Annotated in this window: 15 protein-coding genes; 8 read left to right on the top strand and 7 right to left on the bottom strand. The window is 61.2% G+C overall.

All coding sequences use genetic code 11. The features are described 5' to 3' along the window. Positions 1-32: 32 nt before the first annotated feature. From VW35_RS05305 to flgF, 6 genes are all read right to left on the bottom strand, one after another. A complete protein-coding gene (locus tag VW35_RS05305) occupies positions 33-467 on the bottom strand; it encodes a curlin (RefSeq protein ID WP_046141963.1) in 435 nt (144 codons plus the stop codon). Between the two features lie 439 nt (positions 468-906). Beyond that, positions 907-2406: a carboxypeptidase M32 gene (locus VW35_RS05300; protein WP_046141962.1), complete on the bottom strand. Its 1500-nt coding sequence runs from the start codon at positions 2404-2406 to the stop codon at positions 907-909. A 214-nt stretch (positions 2407-2620) separates the two neighbouring features. After that, positions 2621-3358: a flagellar basal body L-ring protein FlgH gene (gene flgH, locus VW35_RS05295; RefSeq protein WP_046141961.1), complete on the bottom strand. Its 738-nt coding sequence runs from the start codon at positions 3356-3358 to the stop codon at positions 2621-2623. A gap of 14 nt (positions 3359-3372) precedes the next feature. Continuing rightward, a complete protein-coding gene (gene flgA, locus VW35_RS05290; RefSeq protein ID WP_046141960.1) occupies positions 3373-4320 on the bottom strand; it encodes a flagellar basal body P-ring formation chaperone FlgA in 948 nt (315 codons plus the stop codon). Positions 4321-4332: 12 nt separating this feature from the next. Further along, positions 4333-5118 (bottom strand): flagellar basal-body rod protein FlgG, encoded by a 786-nt coding sequence (gene flgG / locus VW35_RS05285; RefSeq protein ID WP_046141959.1) that lies wholly within the window; start codon positions 5116-5118, stop codon positions 4333-4335. Positions 5119-5133: 15 nt separating this feature from the next. Next, complete coding sequence (gene flgF / locus VW35_RS05280) at positions 5134-5871, bottom strand: flagellar basal-body rod protein FlgF (RefSeq protein WP_046142513.1); 738 nt, start codon at positions 5869-5871, stop codon at positions 5134-5136. 288 nt (positions 5872-6159) lie between these two features. Here flgF and VW35_RS05275 point away from each other — a divergent pair, with 288 nt between their 5' ends. From VW35_RS05275 to VW35_RS05255, 5 genes are all read left to right on the top strand, one after another. Further along, positions 6160-6699: a flagellar basal body-associated FliL family protein gene (locus VW35_RS05275; RefSeq protein WP_046141958.1), complete on the top strand. Its 540-nt coding sequence runs from the start codon at positions 6160-6162 to the stop codon at positions 6697-6699. Next, positions 6699-7865: a flagellar motor switch protein FliM gene (gene fliM, locus VW35_RS05270; RefSeq protein ID WP_046141957.1), complete on the top strand. Its 1167-nt coding sequence runs from the start codon at positions 6699-6701 to the stop codon at positions 7863-7865. Before VW35_RS05275 ends, fliM begins: the two co-directional genes overlap by 1 nt. Continuing rightward, complete coding sequence (locus tag VW35_RS05265; protein WP_052951515.1) at positions 7865-8329, top strand: DUF6468 domain-containing protein; 465 nt, start codon at positions 7865-7867, stop codon at positions 8327-8329. Before fliM ends, VW35_RS05265 begins: the two co-directional genes overlap by 1 nt. Next, complete coding sequence (locus VW35_RS20445) at positions 8326-9354, top strand: MotE family protein (protein ID WP_052951514.1); 1029 nt, start codon at positions 8326-8328, stop codon at positions 9352-9354. The genes VW35_RS05265 and VW35_RS20445 overlap by 4 nt, the downstream gene beginning before the upstream one ends. 202 nt (positions 9355-9556) lie before the next feature. Continuing rightward, the gene (locus VW35_RS05255; protein ID WP_152662490.1) at positions 9557-12916 is read left to right on the top strand and encodes a tetratricopeptide repeat protein; all 3360 of its coding nucleotides are present in this window, start codon (positions 9557-9559) and stop codon (positions 12914-12916) included. A gap of 123 nt (positions 12917-13039) precedes the next feature. Here VW35_RS05255 and VW35_RS21500 read toward each other — a convergent pair whose 3' ends face one another. Next, complete coding sequence (locus VW35_RS21500) at positions 13040-13183, bottom strand: hypothetical protein (protein ID WP_161796860.1); 144 nt, start codon at positions 13181-13183, stop codon at positions 13040-13042. A 1095-nt stretch (positions 13184-14278) separates the two neighbouring features. On the opposite strand from VW35_RS21500, the gene VW35_RS05250 reads away from it, so the two are divergent. The 3 genes from VW35_RS05250 (at position 14279) to VW35_RS05240 (ending at position 17106) form a co-directional block, all read left to right on the top strand. Next, positions 14279-14869, top strand: coding sequence for a hypothetical protein (locus VW35_RS05250; RefSeq protein ID WP_152662489.1), 591 nt, complete (start codon positions 14279-14281; stop codon positions 14867-14869). A 70-nt stretch (positions 14870-14939) separates the two neighbouring features. Continuing rightward, positions 14940-15419, top strand: coding sequence for a hypothetical protein (locus VW35_RS05245; RefSeq protein ID WP_152662488.1), 480 nt, complete (start codon positions 14940-14942; stop codon positions 15417-15419). Positions 15420-16251: 832 nt separating this feature from the next. Continuing rightward, the gene (locus VW35_RS05240) at positions 16252-17106 is read left to right on the top strand and encodes a lytic transglycosylase domain-containing protein (protein WP_046142510.1); all 855 of its coding nucleotides are present in this window, start codon (positions 16252-16254) and stop codon (positions 17104-17106) included. Positions 17107-17113 lie beyond the last annotated feature (7 nt).

Here is a 17113-nt window from a genome sequence, read left to right as displayed (position 1 = left end):
GGGCCGGCGTGGCCGGCCCCGTTTCGCAAAGGTTACGGACAGGCCTGAACGAAGGCGGTCACATTGCCCGAGCCATTCTGGGTGACGTTGGCATTGCAATTATTGCCCACCTGTACGCCCGCAGCGATATTGCCGTTGCCATCCTGCGTAATGACGGCAGTGTGGTTGTCCCCGAACTGACCGACGCCACCCTGGTTGTTCCAGCCGTTCTGGTAGACATCGCCGTAATTGTTGTTGCCCTGCTGGCCGATGGCGGAGACGTTGTTGCCGCCGAACTGCTGACTCACCGCCTTGTTCCACCAGCCGGTCTGCTTGGTGGCGAAGCTGTGGTTCCAGCCGGACTGGCCACCGCCGACCTGATTTCCGAAGCCGGACTGGTCGATATGGATGCCGCCGGCCATGGCGGGGGCTGCGGACGCAGCGATGACAGTGGCGGCTACGGCGGTGATGATGAACTTGCGGATCATTTGAACGTCTCCAGGTTTGCTGCGGTCCCTCCGACCGCGTCGTTGATGGAGACTGTTTTAGGCGGGTGATCCGGAACGGTGGCTGAAGCGGGAATTCAGAATTCGTTCATGGGCAGAAAGATGCCGACATGATTCCGGGGTTTGGCGTAAGCGCTTGAGATTCAATGATTTTGCTTAAATGGAGGCTGGTGGCTTGGAGTTTCGTGGTTCCCACACCCCCTCCCATCCTCCCCCATCAAGGGGGAAGTGCGGATCGAGTTCGAGATTCGATCCAGTCAAACCCCGGCCGCGACACGTTCCGCGATGGGGAGTGTGCACTTAAACTCTCGATAGCCTGCCTTCCCAACGTGGAAATTAGAAAGGCTGCGCGGGTCCGAAATGAACATTCCCTCCTCGATGGGGGAGGCCGGGAGCGGGTGGAGTGAACCACAAGTCTCCTTCAAACCCGCCCATACCGCCGCTTCAGGTGGCTCTTGAAAAAGTCCGCATTCAGCGGCTCACCCGTTGCCCGCGTGATCAGGTCAGGCGTCGAATAGCGCGATGCCTCATTCCAGATATTGTCCGAGCGCCACTGGTTGATGGCGGAAAAGTCGCCCTTGCGCATTTGCGCCCGAGCGTCAGGCACCACCTTTTCCATCGCGGCCCACTGCTGGGCGGCGATCATGGCGCCGAGGGTATAGCTCGGGAAATAGCCGAAGGCGCCACCGGGCCAATGAACGTCCTGCATGGGACCGTCCTTGGGGTCGTCGAGGGTCGAGATGCCGAGATATTCGGTCATCTTGGCGTCCCAGGCCTCGGGGACCTGGCTTGCTTCGAGCTTGCCGGCGACGAGCTCCTGCTCGAGCTCGTAGCGCAGGATGACGTGGAGCGGGTAGGTGACTTCGTCGGCATCGACGCGGATATAACCGCGCTCGACGTGGTTCACTTCGTTGAGGATGTCGGCGATGTCCCATCCGGGGATCGCATCTGCGCCAAGATGCTGGGTGACGAGAGGCAGCAAGAATTCCCAGAATTCGGGACTGCGCGAGACCTGCATCTCGACAAAGAGGCTCTGGCTCTCGTGCATGCCCATGCCGCGCGCCTTGCCGAGGGGCCAGTGCGACCAATCCTTGGGAAGGCCCTGCTCATAAAGCGCGTGGCCAGTCTCGTGGAGGACGCCCATGAGCGAGGAGAGGAATTCATCGGTGCGGTAGCGTGTCGTCATGCGCACGTCGGTGGGCACGCCGCCGCAGAAGGGGTGATGCGAGACGGCGAGAGAACCGTGGGTGAAATCGAAGCCGACGGCGCGCATGGCGGCTAAGCCCAGTTCGCGCTGCTTTTCGATCGGGTAGGGACCGTTGAGCGATTTGCGCGGACGCTTGGCGAGGCGCTCTTCCTGGACGGCGAGGGCTTCTGGGACGAAATCCCTGAGGAAGGTTTTGAGGTCGGCAAAGATGGGGTCGATGTCGGCGGTGCGATTGCCGGGGTCGTATTGGTCCATCAGTGCGTCGTAGGGGGCGAGGCCGGTGGCGGCGGAGCGGAGGGCGGCTTCTTCGCGGACGAGCGCGACGACGCCTTCGAGGGCGGGGAGGAAGGAGTCCCAATCGCCCTTGGCGCGCAGGTCGCGCCAGAGTTGTTCGGAGCGCATGGTGGCGGCGGTGCGGCGCTCGACGAATTCGGTCGGCAGGCAGGTGGCGCTGACATAGCTGCGCTCGAACTCGGCGATAGCGAGCTTTTGATCGGTGTCGAGGTCTTCTGCCTTGGCCGCTTCGATCCAGTCGGCGATTTCGGGGGCGGTGGCCTGGGCGTGATACATGCCGGCAAGGTTCGCCATGGCCTCGGCGCGCTTTTCCCCGCCTCCCACCGCCATGTGTGTCGCCTCGTCGGCGCCGAGGATCGAAAGCGCATGCTCGAGGGATTCGAGCTTGCGGCCGAGGGTGTCGAGCTTGGCAAAGGACATGAGGCGGTCTCCGAAGTGCTGGGAAGGTGTTCCACAGCAGCGGCTTCGGATCAAGGCAGCAGGGCCCCCAAAACAGGCAGAGGCGCAGCCGGGGAGCTGCGCCTCTTGGGGATGGCCGTTCGGCTTCTGCCTTCGGCCGGATCGATCCTTCTGGATCGGTCCGGGGAGCGGCGGCGCGAAATGGGGACGGCGCGCCGCCGAAACTGGACTTGCCTCAGAAGGGCAGGATGGCGTCGAGCACCTGCTGGCCGTAGCGCGGCTGCTGTACATCGGTGATCTGGCCGCGGCCGCCATAGGAGATGCGGGCCTCGGCGATCTTGGTCGAGGCGATGGTGTTGTTCGCCTGGATATCGGAGGGGCGGACGATGCCCGAGACGATCAGGTCGCGGACTTCGAAATTGACGCGCACTTCCTGGCGGCCTTCGATCACGAGATTGCCGTTGGGCAGAACCTGGGTGATGACGGCGGCGATGGAGGTTTCGAGCGCTTCCGAGCGGTTGACCGAACCGTTGCCGGCGTCCTTGGTGCCCGAGGTCAGGTCGATGGCGGCGGATGGGTCGACGGCGCCGGCGGTAACGTTCTCGACGGCGGCGCCGAAGATGCCGCCCATGCCCGCGGAATTGGACGACGAGCGGGCGCGATTGGTCGAATTGCTGATCTTGGCGCTATCGTCCACAGTCACGATGACGGTCAGGATATCGCCGACGCGGTGGGCGCGCTCGTCCTTGAAGAAGCCCTTGGCCGAGGTGCGGTAGAGCGAATTGGCCTGATAGGTGTCGGCGATTGGCTCCGGCATCGGCATGCGCACCGGCTGATAGCCGGCGAGGGTGGTCGGGTCCTGGATCTGGGTTAGCGCGGGCGCATTGCCGACATCGGCCAGGCGATCCATGGTGTTGCAGCCGGCGAGCAGGGCCGAGAGGCTGAGGAGAGTGACAATCTTGAAGCTGTTCATAATTCTGCGTCCCCTTAGAGACCGGCGAGCGACACGGGAGCACCGGTCACTTCGACCGTGCCCGGCGCTACGGCCGTCGCGTTGATCACGCGCTTGGACATGAGATTGAGCACCTGCAGGCTTGAGCCGCGGCTGGCGCTGGTGACGGCCTGGCCCTTGACCGTGAGGGTCATGGGGCCACGCCGGTAGATGATGGTGACGAGATCGTTCTTGGCGACGGCGAGCGGCGGGCTGATGTCGCTGGCGCGCAGCAGCATGCCTTCCCGGCTCTGGCGATTGAGCGACATGCCCAGGATCTGGTCCATCGGCATATAGCCATAGGCATCGGCCTGACCGACGGGCACGGGGCGCATGACGATGTGCTCGGGCAGCAGGATCGTGCCGGCGGGCAGGTTCGCTGCCAGGTGCGGCATCTCGACGGTCATGTCGATGGTGCCGCTGACGTCGATGATCCGCTCGTTGTCGGCGAGAATGAAGCGCGCCGAGAAGTCGCGATTGCCGGCGGTGTAGCGCAAGCTATCGAGGCGGGCAGGGACGCCGTTGGTCGAGACCAGCACCGGATCGATGAATCGCGAGAACTGGATATTGGTCTCGACGCCGGGCCCGAGAAGCCCGCGGCCGGAGAGATCGGCGAGAACCAAATCCTCGAGCAGCTGCTCGTCGACCGTCGTGCCGCCGCGGGTGACCTTGATGGCCTCGAGCCCGTTGCTTTCAAAGCTTTCGATGCCGACGCGAGAGGCGGCAGCACGGATGCTGGCGAGATCAACCGTGCCGGTGGTGCCCGGCGCAGGGGCGCTGAAGATCGCGGTTTCGGCAAGCGCGCCGGCATCGTCGAACATGTCGGCGACGGTGACGACCGAATTGAGCACGGTGATATCGCCGCGCAGCGTCGGCGCCGCTTCGGCCGTGGCGGCAAGAAGCGAGAAGACGCTGACCAGGGTCAATTTGCGGATGGGGGTCAATGCGGCCTCCTATCAGCGAAGCTGGCTTGTGGCCTGCATCATCTGGTCGGCGCCGGAGATGACGCGAGCGTTCATCTCATAGGCGCGCTGAGCGGCGATCAGATCGGCGATTTCGGTCACCGAATTGACGTTGGCCATTTCCAGATAGGACTGCAGGAGGTTGCCGTTGCCGTCGGCATTCGGGATGCCGACCTGCGCAGGGCCGCTGGCCGGCGTTTCGAGGAAGAGATTGTCTCCCATCGATTCAAGGCCGGACTTGTTGACGAAGCGGGCGAGCTGGAGCTGGCCGAGCTGGGTCGGGACGCCGCCAGTGCCGATAAAGGCTTCGACGGTACCGTCGGGCGAAATCGATACCGAGTTGGCATCGCCCGGGATGGTGATGCCGCCGGAGATGGCAAAACCGCTCGAATTGACCAGCGTACCGTCCTGGTTGCGTTCGAACGAGCCGTCGCGGGTATAGGCGGTACGGCCATCGGGCAGATCGACCATGAAGAAGCCTTCACCGCGGATGGCGACGTCGAGTTCGCGTTCGGTGACGTTGACGCTGCCCTGGCTCATGACGCGCGGGGTGGCAACGGTGCGCACACCCGAACCGATTTCGAGGCCGGCCGGCACCAGCGTGCCCTGGTCAGAGGTCTGCGAGCCGGCGCGGGAGATCTGCTGATAAAGCAGGTCCTCGAACTCTGCGCGCTGACGCTTGAAGCCGGGCGTTCGCATGTTGGCGATGTTGTTGGAGATGACTTCGACATTGCGTTCCTGCGCGCTCATGCCGGTCGATGCGATATAAAGAGCTTTCATGGCGGGTTCTCAGTGTCAGGCGTTCATGGAGCCGAGGCGCTTGATGGCATCGCGACGCATGTCGTCCTGCTTCTGGCCGAGCGAGGCGATGGATTCGTAGGCGCGGGTGACGCGGATCATCTCGGCCATTTCGGCAACGCCGGAGACGTTGGACTTCTCGGTGAAGCCCTGGAGGACGCGAGAATTGGTCGGCGCAATCGGCGTGCCGCCCGACATCAGGTTGTTGCCTTCCCGGGTCAGCGCCTGCGGATCGGCAAACTCGACGATGCGAAGCTTGCCCTTGTCGCCGGCGCTCGAAGAGATGGTGCCGTCAGACGAGATCTTGATGTCGCTTTCTTCGGGGCCAAACTGGATCTGCCCGCCTTCGCCGAGAACCGGGTTGCCCGAAGAATCAACGAGAACACCGGTATTGTCGATCTGGAAGGCGCCGGACCGGCTCCAGCGGTCGCCACCCGGGGTCTGCACGGCAAAAAAGCCATCGCCGGAAATAGCGACATCGAGAGGCGAGTCGGTCTGGACCATGGCGCCGGCCGCGAAATCCTGCACCGTCGCCCAATCCTGCACATAAGACAGAGTGCGGTCCTGCCCAGCGAAATCGCCATGCGCGGCGACCGGCATCTTGTATTCTTCATACAGGACCTGTTCGGCCTTGAAGCCGGTCGTGTTGATGTTGGCGATATTGTTCGCCACCATGTCCATCTGCCGCTGCAGCGCCATCTGGCGCGACAGGCCGATCAGTTGTGCGTTTTCGATCATCTCGATCCCCGGTTACGTATCCCCGAGATGGCCTGCTTCCCCAAGCCTGCCGCCTCGTCTCTCAAAATGCAGAAACCGTGCCAAGCTCAGAACTTAAGTAAAATCAATATGTTGCTGAATTCGGTAGGTTAATCCTGCCGGTGCTACATCTGGTGCGGCGGCAAATCCTGCTCGGCAGAACTTGCCGGGTCAGGGGTAAAAGTAACCAAGCATTAACCAAGATGGCATTAGGTGGAGAGGGGGCCGGAATCGACCGGTCTACGAATTCATCTCTTGGGGTTCGCGATGGCGACGGAAGCAGAAGTTGGCGGCGAGGCGCCTGCCAAGAAGGGCATCAACAAGCTCTTCATTATCATAGGTGCCGCGGTCGCTGTGGTGCTGATCGGCGGCGCGGGCCTGTTTTTCTTCATGTCCTCTTCGGGCGGCGCCAGCGCTGCGGCGACGGAAGAGCATGGCGCAGCTGCGGCCGGCGAGCACGACGCTGCCGCTTCTGGCGAACATGGCGCAGCCGGCGCGGCCGATACCTTCATCTTCAATCTCGAACCGATGATGGTGAACCTGCAAAGTGCCGATGGCGCGCAGAACTACATGAAGCTTACCGTCGCCCTGGAAGTGGCCGACGAGCACATGATGACGGAAATCCAGCCGCGTCTGGCCAAGGTGGTCGATGCTTTCCAGGTCTATATGCGCGAACTGCGCAAGAGCGATCTCGAAGGTTCGGCCGGCGTCTACCGGCTCAAGGAAGAGTTGCTACGCCGCGTGAACCTGGCGGTCTATCCCGCTCGGATCGAAAGCATTCTCTTCAAGGAACTCCTGGTGCAGTGATGGCCGGTCCTTCCGATCAAGACAAGCTTTCCGAAGATTGGGGTCTCGACGACCTCGACAGCGACAAGCCGACCTTCAACATTCCCGGCGAGGGTGAAGACGGCGAAGAAGACTGGGCTGCCATGCTCAAGGCGAGCCAGGAAGGCGCTTCGGACGGTGTCGAGCGCGTCCTCAATCAGGACGAGATCGACAACCTCTTCGGGTTCGATGCGACTTCTGCGGGCAATGTCGAATTGAGCGGCGTGCAGGCGCTCATCAACAACGCGCTCGTCAGCTACGAGCGTCTGCCGATGCTCGAAATTGTCTTCGACCGCCTCGTGCGTCTGGCGACGACTTCGCTGCGCAATTTCACCTCCGACAATGTCGAAGTCTCTCTCGACTCGATCTCGTCGGTCCGCTTCGGGGACTATCTCAACTCCATCCCGTTGCCTGCCATCCTCTCGGTCATCAAGGCCGAGGAATGGGAGAATTATGGGCTGCTCACGGTCGACTCGAGCCTGATCTATTCGATGATCGACGTGCTGCTCGGCGGCCGCCGCACTGGCGTTACCATGCGCATCGAAGGCCGGCCCTATACGACCATCGAGCTGGCGCTGGCGCAGCGGCTGATCGAGGTCATCCTCGAAGATACCAAGCGTGCCTTCGAGCCGGTGACGGCTGTTAATTTCAAGCTCGAGCGCATGGAAACCAATCCGCGCTTTGCAGCGATTTCCCGCCCCAACAATGCGGCGATCCTGATCGAGCTGCGCATCGAAATGGATGAGCGCGGCGGCAAGATCGAAATCCTTCTGCCCTATGCGACCATCGAACCGATCCGCGAACAGCTGCTGCAGATGTTCATGGGTGAAAAGTTTGGCCGCGATCCGATCTGGGAAGGCCATCTGGCCACCGAAATCTACCAGGCGGACGTAGAAATCGAGGCCGTATTGCACGAGCAGGAGCTGCCGCTATCGCGTCTTCTCGCGCTCAAGCCCGGTGACACGGTGATGTTCGAGCGCTCACCGAGCGACCCGATCCTGCTGCGCTGCGGCGATGTGGAACTGACCGAGGCCATCATGGGCCATATCGGAAATTATGTGTCCGTGCGGGTTATCCGCCCCCTCAACCCGCCCAAGGTCACGATGGCGGCGTTCGAGGCAATTGATGAATCTATGGAAGGCCGCTGATGTTGGGTTTCTCGACAGGATTGTTCATTGAATCTGCGGTAGCGGTTCTGATGGCGCTGACCCTGGGGTATTGCATTGTTCTCAACCGCCGTCTGGCGCGCCTTCATGCCGACCGCGAGGCCCTCAAGCAAATGGTCGGCGATCTCGTGACCGCCACCAACCTCGCCAACCAGGCAATCAAGGAATTGAAGTCGACCGCGATCGAGGCCGACATGACGCTGAGCTCGCGGCTCGAAGAAGCCGAGCGCTTCGGAATCGAACTGGCCAACCACATCAATTCGGGCGCGGCCATGATGCAGCGCATCGTGCGACTGACCAATGTCGCCCGTCAGCATCCGGTTCTCGCGCCGGTGCCGGTGACGCCGGAAAATGCCGATCGCATGAACGGCAAGGAGCCGAACAAGGTGCGCGCGGCGCTCGAACAGCTGTCGACCCATGTCCGTAATCGTGGAGTTGCCGCGTGAACAGGATCCGCCTGCTTCCCGTCGTCATCCTGGTGATCGCCGCGCTCCTGGTGCTCAAGACTGCCGGGCTCGTGACGCAGGGACATTATGCGCTAAGCGGGGTCACCGAGGCCATAGCTGCCGGCGGTGGCGGCGCGCCGAGCGGTGGCGACCATGGCGGCGCCGCGGCGCCCACAGGCACGACGACCCTGCAGCAGCCGACCATTGCCGATACGTCGCCCACGCTTGGCGACACGGCGCCGACAGTCGGCGGGCAGCCGGCGGCCGAAGCCGGTGGCCACGGTGCACCTGCGGCGGAAGGCAGCGCGACGCCAGCGCCCGAGGCTGGCCATGGCGATGTCGCCGAGGCTGCGGGGCTAACGACGGACATCGCGGCCGGCAATGCGCCGCCGAGCGGCGAGCATGGCGGAAACAGCGTCGCCGACGCCAATGCCTGTGCGCCACGGCCGGTCGGAGAATCGGAAGGCGGCCAGCTCACGGTCGTGCCAGGGGATTGTCCGCCGCTCAAGGATGCCGTGCCGCAATTGACGACGCCATCGGGCAATGTCGACCTCGCGGCGGGCGATCCGGGCCTGACCGAGCAGCTGCTGCTCGATCGTCTCGCAGCGCGCCGCACCGAACTCGAAACCTATGAGCAGGAACTTTCGATGCGCGCATCGCTGATCGATGCAGCCGAAAAGCGCGTCAACGAGCGGACAGCCACGCTGCAATCGCTCGAGGCGCAGATCGCGGCGCTCGTCGACGAGCGCAAGAAGCTCGAGGAAGACCAGTTCGCCTCGATCGTTGCGATGTACAAGACGATGAAGCCCAAAGATGCCGCGGCGATCTTCGATCAGCTGGAGATGGACGTTCTCCTGCGCGTCGCCAAGATGATGCCGCCGCGCAATATGGCGCCGATTCTGGCGGCGATGACGACGCCGCGGGCCCAAGAGCTGACCGTGCGACTCGCGGCCGAGACTTCGGACAATCCCGAACAGATGGGCGCGGCCGATCTTGCGGCCTTGCCACAGATCGTCGGGCAGTAAGCCAAATATCAGGCCCGCAGCCTTGAAACTGCGGGCCTTTTTCATGCAAGGGGCGCAAAAATCGGCGTGCCCGAAACGCCTTTAGCGCCCGGGCGTAATCGGGTGTTAAGCATGCCTGCCTAATCTGAGCGCAGTAGTGAGTTCGTCGGCTTTTCGCCTCTTTAGGTGGCGATTGGCAGACTGCGTCGGGCAGGTGGAAGCCGTGAAGAAGTCGTTCGATAAAGGTTGGCTGCGGCCGCGGAACATCCTTGCGGCAGCCATGATGTCGGCGAGCTTCCTCTCGATTTCGGCAGCTATGGCTGAGGATCAGGCGCAGTTTTTCGCGACCCAGGAGCAGGGCTATGGCCGGCTCGTCATCAGTTTTCCCGATCGCGACACCATGCCCGAATATTCGATGCGGATGAGCAATGGCGTGCTCAGCCTCGAATTTGCCGAGCCGGTCTCTATGGTCTTGCCCGACGTTACGGCGACGATGCCAGAATATCTCTCGGTGGCGCGGCTCGACCCCTCCGGCAAGGGGCTGCGCATCGCGCTGAGGACGACTTTCAACTTTAACCGCACCGAAGCGGGAACGCGGCTGTTCATCGATCTTTTGCCGTCCAACTGGCAGGGTGCGCCGCCGGCTCTGCCGCAGGACGCGATAGACGAAATGAACGCCAAGGCCGAGCGGGTGGCGCTGCGGGCCGACCAGGAACGCAAGGCACGGGTGGTTGCCGACCAGGCGCCCAAGGCGCAGCTCAGGATCGGGCGCAACCCGACCTTCCTGCGCCTGCAGTTCGACTGGACGATCCCCACCGCCGGCAAGTTCGACATGACGGGCGAGCAGGGGGTGCTCGATTTCGAGTGGCCGGTCGATATCGACCTGCGCGATCTCGTCACCGATCTCCCTGCGGAGATCGTCACGGCCAAGAACATCGTTTCCCTCGATGGCAGCGCGGTGCAGCTCAAGTTCGCCAAGGGCGTGGCGCCGCGGTTCTATTCGACGGGGCCTAATCAATACGTGATCGATATCGATATCGAAGGCAGCACGCTGCCGGAAATAACGGCCGAAGCGCTGGCGTCGGAATTGCCCAAGGAGCAACCGTCGGGCGAAACCACGCACAATGCCGTGGCCGAGCGCACTGCGCTGCCGGCAGATCTGACCGCCGAGGCGCCGCCGAAACTCAAGCCATTCGTCACGATGCTCGGCAGCACGGTGCGGGTCGTCTTCCCGTTCGAGCAGGATATCCCCGCCGCGATTTTCCGCCGCGGAGATTCGGTGTGGCTGGTGTTCGACACCCAGAGCGCCATTCAGCCGCCGGACGATCCGAAGGACCTGTCCAACATCGCGCGCGAGTTCGTCGTGACGAGCTCTGACGATGCGCAGATCGTGCGGATCGATCTTTCCCAGGATAGGCTCGCGACCATGGGCTCGGAAGGGCAGGCGTGGGTCTTGTCGCTGGGCGACGTGATGATGGCGCCGACTGAACCGATGCAGCTGACGCGCCGCCGCGACATGCGGGGCGATCTCGAAATGGTCGCCGATATCGAGCGCCCCGGCCGCATCCATGCCTTCCAGGATCCGCTCGTGGGCGATATGCTCGAGGTGATCACGGCCTATCCGCCGGCGAGGGGCATTACGCGCTCGCTCGACTATGTTGATTTCTCGGCGCTTCAGAGCGTGCACGGCCTCGTCATCCGCCCCAAGTCGGACACGGTGCAGGTCAGCCTCGACAATGCCCTCGCCGTCATCAGCGCCGACGATGGGCTCGAAGTTTCGGCGACCGATACCCTGCGCCAGAATCTGGCCTCGTCGGCACCGACGCAGCGGGCGAGCTTTGTCGATTTCGATCCGCTCCTGCAGCCCGATTATGCGCTGTTCAATGCGCAGCGCGAGGAACTGGAAGCGGCAGCCGCCGCCAGCGACGGGCGCGCGCGTGATGCGGCGCGGCTCGACCTGGCGAACTTCTTCATCGCCAATGGCCTGCAATACGAGGCGCTCGGCATCCTGCGGGTTATCGAGGAGACGCTGCGCAACGAGGAGCTGCTCGACAAGGTTCATATGAGCGAAGCCATCGCCAACATCATGGGCGGGCGGCCCAAGGATGCTCTGACGACCCTGGGCGCTCCGGGCTTTGACCAGGATATCGACGCGCTCTTCTGGCGTTCCATTGCCCGTTCCAAGACCGGGGACTATAGCGGCGCCCGCGCCGATGCGATCCAGGCCTATTCGATCATCGACAGCTATCCCGCCTGGGCACGGGAAACCTTCCTCCTCGCCGCAACGCGCGCCGCGCTCGAAGAGCATTACGCCGAACAGGCCAAGGAAATGATCGGCGACGTGGTCTTTGCCTCGCTCACCGAAGACCAGGTGGCCGAGTTCAATCTCCTCTCCGGCCGGATTGCCGAAGAAGAAGGCAAGCCCGAAGAAGCCATTGCCATCTATGGCCAGGTGATCGCCAGCGAAGTGCGTCCGTCGCGTGCCGAAGCGGTCTACCGCACGCTGCAGCTTCTCGACGAGGAAAAGCGGCTCGACGTGGTCAAGGGCGCGCAGACGCTCGCGGCCGAGGCCTTGCTCTGGCGCGGCGATGCGCTGGAAGCCTCGATGCAGGGCATGCTCGCCGATCTCTATTTTCGCACCGGCGAATACCGCCAGGGCTTTGAGTCGGTGATGGCCGCAGTCGACAGCGACCCGGAAAGCAACCAGGTCCAGGCGCTGAGCGACGATGCCCAGAAGATGTTCAACGACCTCTTTCTCAATGGGCTTGCCGATTCCATCGGCCCGGTCGAAGCGCTGAGCATCTATTATGATTTCCGGCAGCTGACCCCGCCCGGTGCGCGCGGCGACGAAATGATCCGGAACCTGGCGCGTCGTCTCGTCCAGGTCGATCTTCTGCCGCAGGCAGCGGAACTGCTGCAATATCAGCTCGACAATCGCCTGCGCGGGGTCGCCAAGACACAGGTGGCGTCCGATCTTGCCGTCATCTATCTCGCCGAACACAAGCCGGCCGACGCCATGCGCGTCCTCAACGACACGCGTCTGCCGGACCTGCCGGAATTGGTACAGCGCCAGCGGCGCATCCTTGAAGCGCGCGCCATGCTCGATGGCGGCCGTGACCAGCTGGCGCTCGACCTGTTGCGCGATCTATCGGGCCAGGATGTCGAACTGATGCGCATCGACGCTCATTGGCAGGCCAAGCGCTATGCGCAGGCGGGCCAGATGATCGAAGCGCTCTATGGCGCGACACCAGCCGGCGTGCCGCTGAGCAAGACGGCACGGATGGGTTTGTTGCAGGCTGGCGTTGGCTATGTGCTGACCAACGACGCTGCGGGCCTTGCGCGCCTGCGCTCAAAATACTCCGATGCCATGGTCGCGTCGCCCGAGTGGCCGATGTTCGACTACATCACCGGCCCGATCGAAGCGACGAGCAACGAGTTCCGCCAGGTTGCAAACCAGATCGCGGCAGTCGACGGCCTCGAAACCTTCCTGGCCTCGTATCGTGAAGTCTATGGCGCCGAAGGCGCCCTGACGCCGATCTCTGCCGCATCCGAAGGCGGCGGATCGGTGGCGTCGCTGAAATAGGAGGCGGCAGGGTTCGGTCATCGAGACCATCTTCCCTGCCGTATCGCTATCAAGGCAGGATGGCATGCGGCGAGGACGCATGAAAGTATTCGATGCGGTCGGTCGCTGGTTAGCGGAACATCACTACTTATTGTCGGTGCGGCCGGGCTGCACGATATCCCCTACGCTCGTGCCGCGTTGACCGCCGCCGGCCACTTTCTCGAGCAGGCTATCGGGAAGTTCTTCGGTTTTACTTTCAGAGGCTTGCTTGGTTGGCACCTTTGCCATGTCATGTTCTCGAGTTGCGTGTCACTCTCAACAGAGATTGGCATCGGCGACCTTTTGCATGAATGCCGGACGGGAATGAAAACATCCGGAGATGACATGTTTACGTCCCATGCCGGGTTTCCTAGGAAATTCAATTGATTGCCTGCGATAAAGCGCTGGCAAAAATTGCTTTCGGTGCAATCATCCAATCATGACCATCAGCACTGACCTTTTGCCAATATTGGCAGCTTCCGACCTTTGTTCGGATTACTATCGCCTCTGCCGCGTTTATCCCCCTCGTCTTGACCACCTCGGGCCGACGCTGAGTGCGAAGCAGATCATGGAGTCCGCGCGCGGGATCATCGGTATCAGAAAGCTCTCTGGGCCGGGGCCGAACTCCTCACTCCGGGTGAGGGGATCGGCCTGAACTACATCATTGGCAGCAGTGCGTATGTTGAAACGGATCTCATCATCCACGCTTCGGGCGAGCGCTCGACCTTTGCCATTCTCTGCAATCAAATCTACCAATCGCCGGCAGGCCGAGCCCCCGAGCCGCCCTATCAGCGCCCCAGGTGCCTCGACGCAGATCAATTGATCGCCATCATGAGCCGCCTTGCCGATTTGACGCTCACGCTCGCTTCGACGATATCAGATCCCAAAAGTGGGCAATGATTTGCCGGAAGTCCGAAGTCGACCCTAATTCGGGCGTTCGTCTTCTTGAAAGAATTTTTCAAAAGCGGTCATTGCCCGTCGCAGGAGGCTGCAGAAAGGTCGTCAATCTGATTGGTCACAAATGCCCCTCTCGCACGATCGAGTGACTGGTCCTCCAAAGGTTCCGGCGCGTCGAGTAGGTCCCGCGCGTCCGGACCCAGGTGAATAGGACAGCCCGCGTGTCTTGTTGGCCTGCGAGATAAGTTCTAAGTAAAGAAAAAAAATTAGTGCTGGAGCCCGTTTATAAAATAGCTGCAGAAAAGATCAGATAAATTTGGTGCAGAAGTGTAATCGTTTCAGAAAGCTATAGAGATGCCTTGGAACCGTGCCATCTTTATAGCCCGGCTGAACATAGTAAGTTTTTCGAAAACTCTGGCTGGGGCTCTCAATGCCGATCAAAGGTTAATGGTCGAGAAGCTTCTGATCGAGGAAGAGCGTATCTTTGGACAATTGCAGGCGGATGACGCTGAACGTGACCTTATGGAGCTTCTCACGTTGTTGGCGGAATGGGCCGCTGAACTGTTCGATAATTGCGGTGCGCAGGGGTTCATCCATACGTCGCGAGAATTCAAAGCGGTGATTGAAAGGGTGCCCGTGGGGATGGCATTGGGCAGCCATACCGGCCTCTGCTCAACCAAGAACATGGCCATGGTTCGCTTCATGCCTCTCGATATGCCATCCTATGATTTGGAGAACATCTCGTCTTGGGACTTCAGGAAAACGCTGCCCGCTAATGGGCCATGGCCCGACGTACAAGCGGTACGCGGGACACCGGTCAGGCCGGGGGTGGAGGCTCAGTTTAGCGATGGCGAAGGCGGGGTAATCTCAGTCCGCATGGCAACTGAGCCGGTAGTGGATGGCACCGCTACAGTGATTGCGGTCATGATTTCAATCTATGAACTTTCGGTTTTGGGTCAAGAATTGGTGGCACAGGAGATACGATGGCTGTTTCACCAAGAGCGAGGACGGAAATTTGACAGGCTGCGCGGTCGTTGATCCCGCCATTTGATGAAGATCAAATGGCCTGGAGTAAAAGCGTTCAATCTACTGCACCCAGCAATTACCGATGTCAAAACTGGGCATGGTAACCCAAGGAGTTCTAATTTTGCGCGCACACAGGCTCGGCGAATGTTTGGAAATTATTCGGTGGTCTCCACCCACTTTGGCGCATTCGCTGAAGGTGGACCCTGCAACAGTAGAATCTTGGATGTCGGGCGAGGCTGAAATTCCGGTAAACGTCGGGTCTTGGGTGGAAGCTTTATGCTTTACCCACGAAGCCTCGGACTTGATGCGTCCAACGGTGGAACCTGCTGCTTTCCACAAGGACCGGACAGCCGGTCCGCGCCGCATCGAGCACATTCCTACCTACGCTTACGGCCTCTTGCGGAAGTTGGCGGAAGGTCCTGTACTCCTGCACGGACTTTTCGGTACTGACGATGAAGCGGCAGTGTTCTTTCTTGTGTCTCGTGGCTTGGCCGAACGCACTGAAAATCAACTTGTCATAACGCACGAAGGCGTCGAACTTGGCGGAGTTCTGGTGCCTTGATCGTGGCGTTCACTAACGCGAAGATGATTTGAACAATCCTGTGAGGCCAGTATACACAGACCAGACCTGCAACCATGACCTGGCTCTATCAAATCCATTCGTTATCTTTTGATTGGCTAACGCTGCTTGAGAGATGGGACGCGCAAATGTTACGGAGCGGCAAGCATAACGCGCCAAGTCTAACCTAGGGCTTCGGAAGTCCCTGAGTGGTGATTGCCAATTGTATAGCGGGCGTTAAATGTGCTTTCTGTATATCTCGAATAGCTTAAGCTTCTTGTCGTAGCCCCAGGCCGTGACCGTACCACACACGGGCATCGCAGCCGCCAGACCGACGCAAACCAACGCCCCTGATGTATTATCGGCTCGCCGCATTTTTCGCATGCCACGCTCATCTCAGTGTCCAGAAGCACCCTCGATAAGGCCATTACACGTCTCCCAAAGCGAGACGATACGCCTTTACTCTGACCATTCCCATTGAAAACGGGAATCCGGCCATGAAAGAATCGGCGGCAGCCTTCCGGCGTTGCCGGCCAAATCCCGCCTGACCGCTTTCCACCCCTGGTCCGACCTTTCATGCTTTGGACAATTCTCAACGTATTTATCTGGCGTCTTGGCTGAGCAAGGTTGACTTGCTCTCCGGCGTCACTCCTTTCGTTAAGGCATGGTCTCACGGGCTTTTTTATTCGTGATTGAAGACCTACTGTTCCCACCAACCGGTATTGATGGACAGGGGAACTCGTTGGCGCGTCGAAGGTGGTACCAGCACGGTTTGAGGTCGAGGATGCGATCCGTCGTGGTGGTTGGCCTGCTTGCTGTCGGGAGCGCCGGATTGATGCGACCGGTTGCCGGTCAAGCGGAAGAGAGTTCGACATGCTTTGGCGTGGGTGGGCAGGACGTCTGCATTGGCCAGGACAGCTATCGAGAGGACGTTTGCACTGCGATCGAGGTGTTCGCGGCTCACTACCAGCTTCCGGTGGGATATTTCGCGCGGCTTATCTGGCAGGAGAGCCGCTTCGACCCCGCCGCCATTAGCCCGGCCGGCGCTCAGGGAATCGCGCAGTTCATGCCTGCGACCGGTCGGCTGCGCGGATTGGTCGATCCGTTCGACCCCGCAGAAGCCATGGCGCGATCGGCGGAATATTTGCAGTTTCTCGAACGCAAGTTCGGCAATCTCGGCCTTGCGGCCGCGGCCTATAATGGCGGGGAAGCCCGCATTGCGCGCTATGTTGCCAACGGCGGCGGAGCTTTGCCGGCGGAAACGCGCGCCTATGTCATGATCGTCACGAGCCATTCGGTCGATGCGTGGCTCGCAGGCACGGTCGATGCGGTCGATTACAGCCTCGATAGCGACGCCGATTTCCATAGCGCCTGCCTGAACATGGCGGAAGCTGTGCGAACGCCTGATCTCTTGGCCCGGTCCGGAGAATGGCAACCATGGGGCGTGCTGATCGCGCAGAGCGCTTCAGCCGAACAAGCCCAGGCGCGTTTTTCCGCCGCGCAGCAGCAATTTGGCGATGTTCTCGGAAACAAGAGCCTGCTCCTCATCACCGTGCGCAACCCCCGCTTCGGATCGCGCACCCGGTTCTCCGCCATGGTCGGACTTCCGACGCGCCAGGAGGCCGAAAACCTGTGCGACAGGCTCATCGCCTCAGGCGGCAACTGCATCGTCCAGAAAAACGCGCCATGATCGACCG

The sequence above is a fragment of the Devosia soli genome (assembly GCF_000970455.1).
Lineage (GTDB): Bacteria > Pseudomonadota > Alphaproteobacteria > Rhizobiales > Devosiaceae > Devosia > Devosia soli.
Note: the sequence above shows the minus strand (reverse complement) of the source record. Positions and strands in the feature narration are given on the sequence as shown.

Bases quoted from the DNA above. Each gene is read 5' to 3' on its own strand.
- VW35_RS05245 (WP_152662488.1), top strand. From the start codon at position 14,940: ATGTCAAAACTGGGCATGGTAACCCAAGGAGTTCTAATTTTGCGCGCA.
- flgH (WP_046141961.1), bottom strand. From the start codon at position 3,358: ATGAACAGCTTCAAGATTGTCACTCTCCTCAGCCTCTCGGCCCTGCTC.
- VW35_RS05275 (WP_046141958.1), top strand. From the start codon at position 6,160: ATGGCGACGGAAGCAGAAGTTGGCGGCGAGGCGCCTGCCAAGAAGGGC.
- VW35_RS05240 (WP_046142510.1), top strand. From the start codon at position 16,252: ATGCGACCGGTTGCCGGTCAAGCGGAAGAGAGTTCGACATGCTTTGGC.
- fliM (WP_046141957.1), top strand. From the start codon at position 6,699: ATGGCCGGTCCTTCCGATCAAGACAAGCTTTCCGAAGATTGGGGTCTC.
- VW35_RS05250 (WP_152662489.1), top strand. From the start codon at position 14,279: ATGGTCGAGAAGCTTCTGATCGAGGAAGAGCGTATCTTTGGACAATTG.
- VW35_RS05305 (WP_046141963.1), bottom strand. From the start codon at position 467: ATGATCCGCAAGTTCATCATCACCGCCGTAGCCGCCACTGTCATCGCT.
- flgG (WP_046141959.1), bottom strand. From the start codon at position 5,118: ATGAAAGCTCTTTATATCGCATCGACCGGCATGAGCGCGCAGGAACGC.
- VW35_RS05300 (WP_046141962.1), bottom strand. From the start codon at position 2,406: ATGTCCTTTGCCAAGCTCGACACCCTCGGCCGCAAGCTCGAATCCCTC.
- VW35_RS05265 (WP_052951515.1), top strand. From the start codon at position 7,865: ATGTTGGGTTTCTCGACAGGATTGTTCATTGAATCTGCGGTAGCGGTT.
- VW35_RS21500 (WP_161796860.1), bottom strand. From the start codon at position 13,183: ATGGCAAAGGTGCCAACCAAGCAAGCCTCTGAAAGTAAAACCGAAGAA.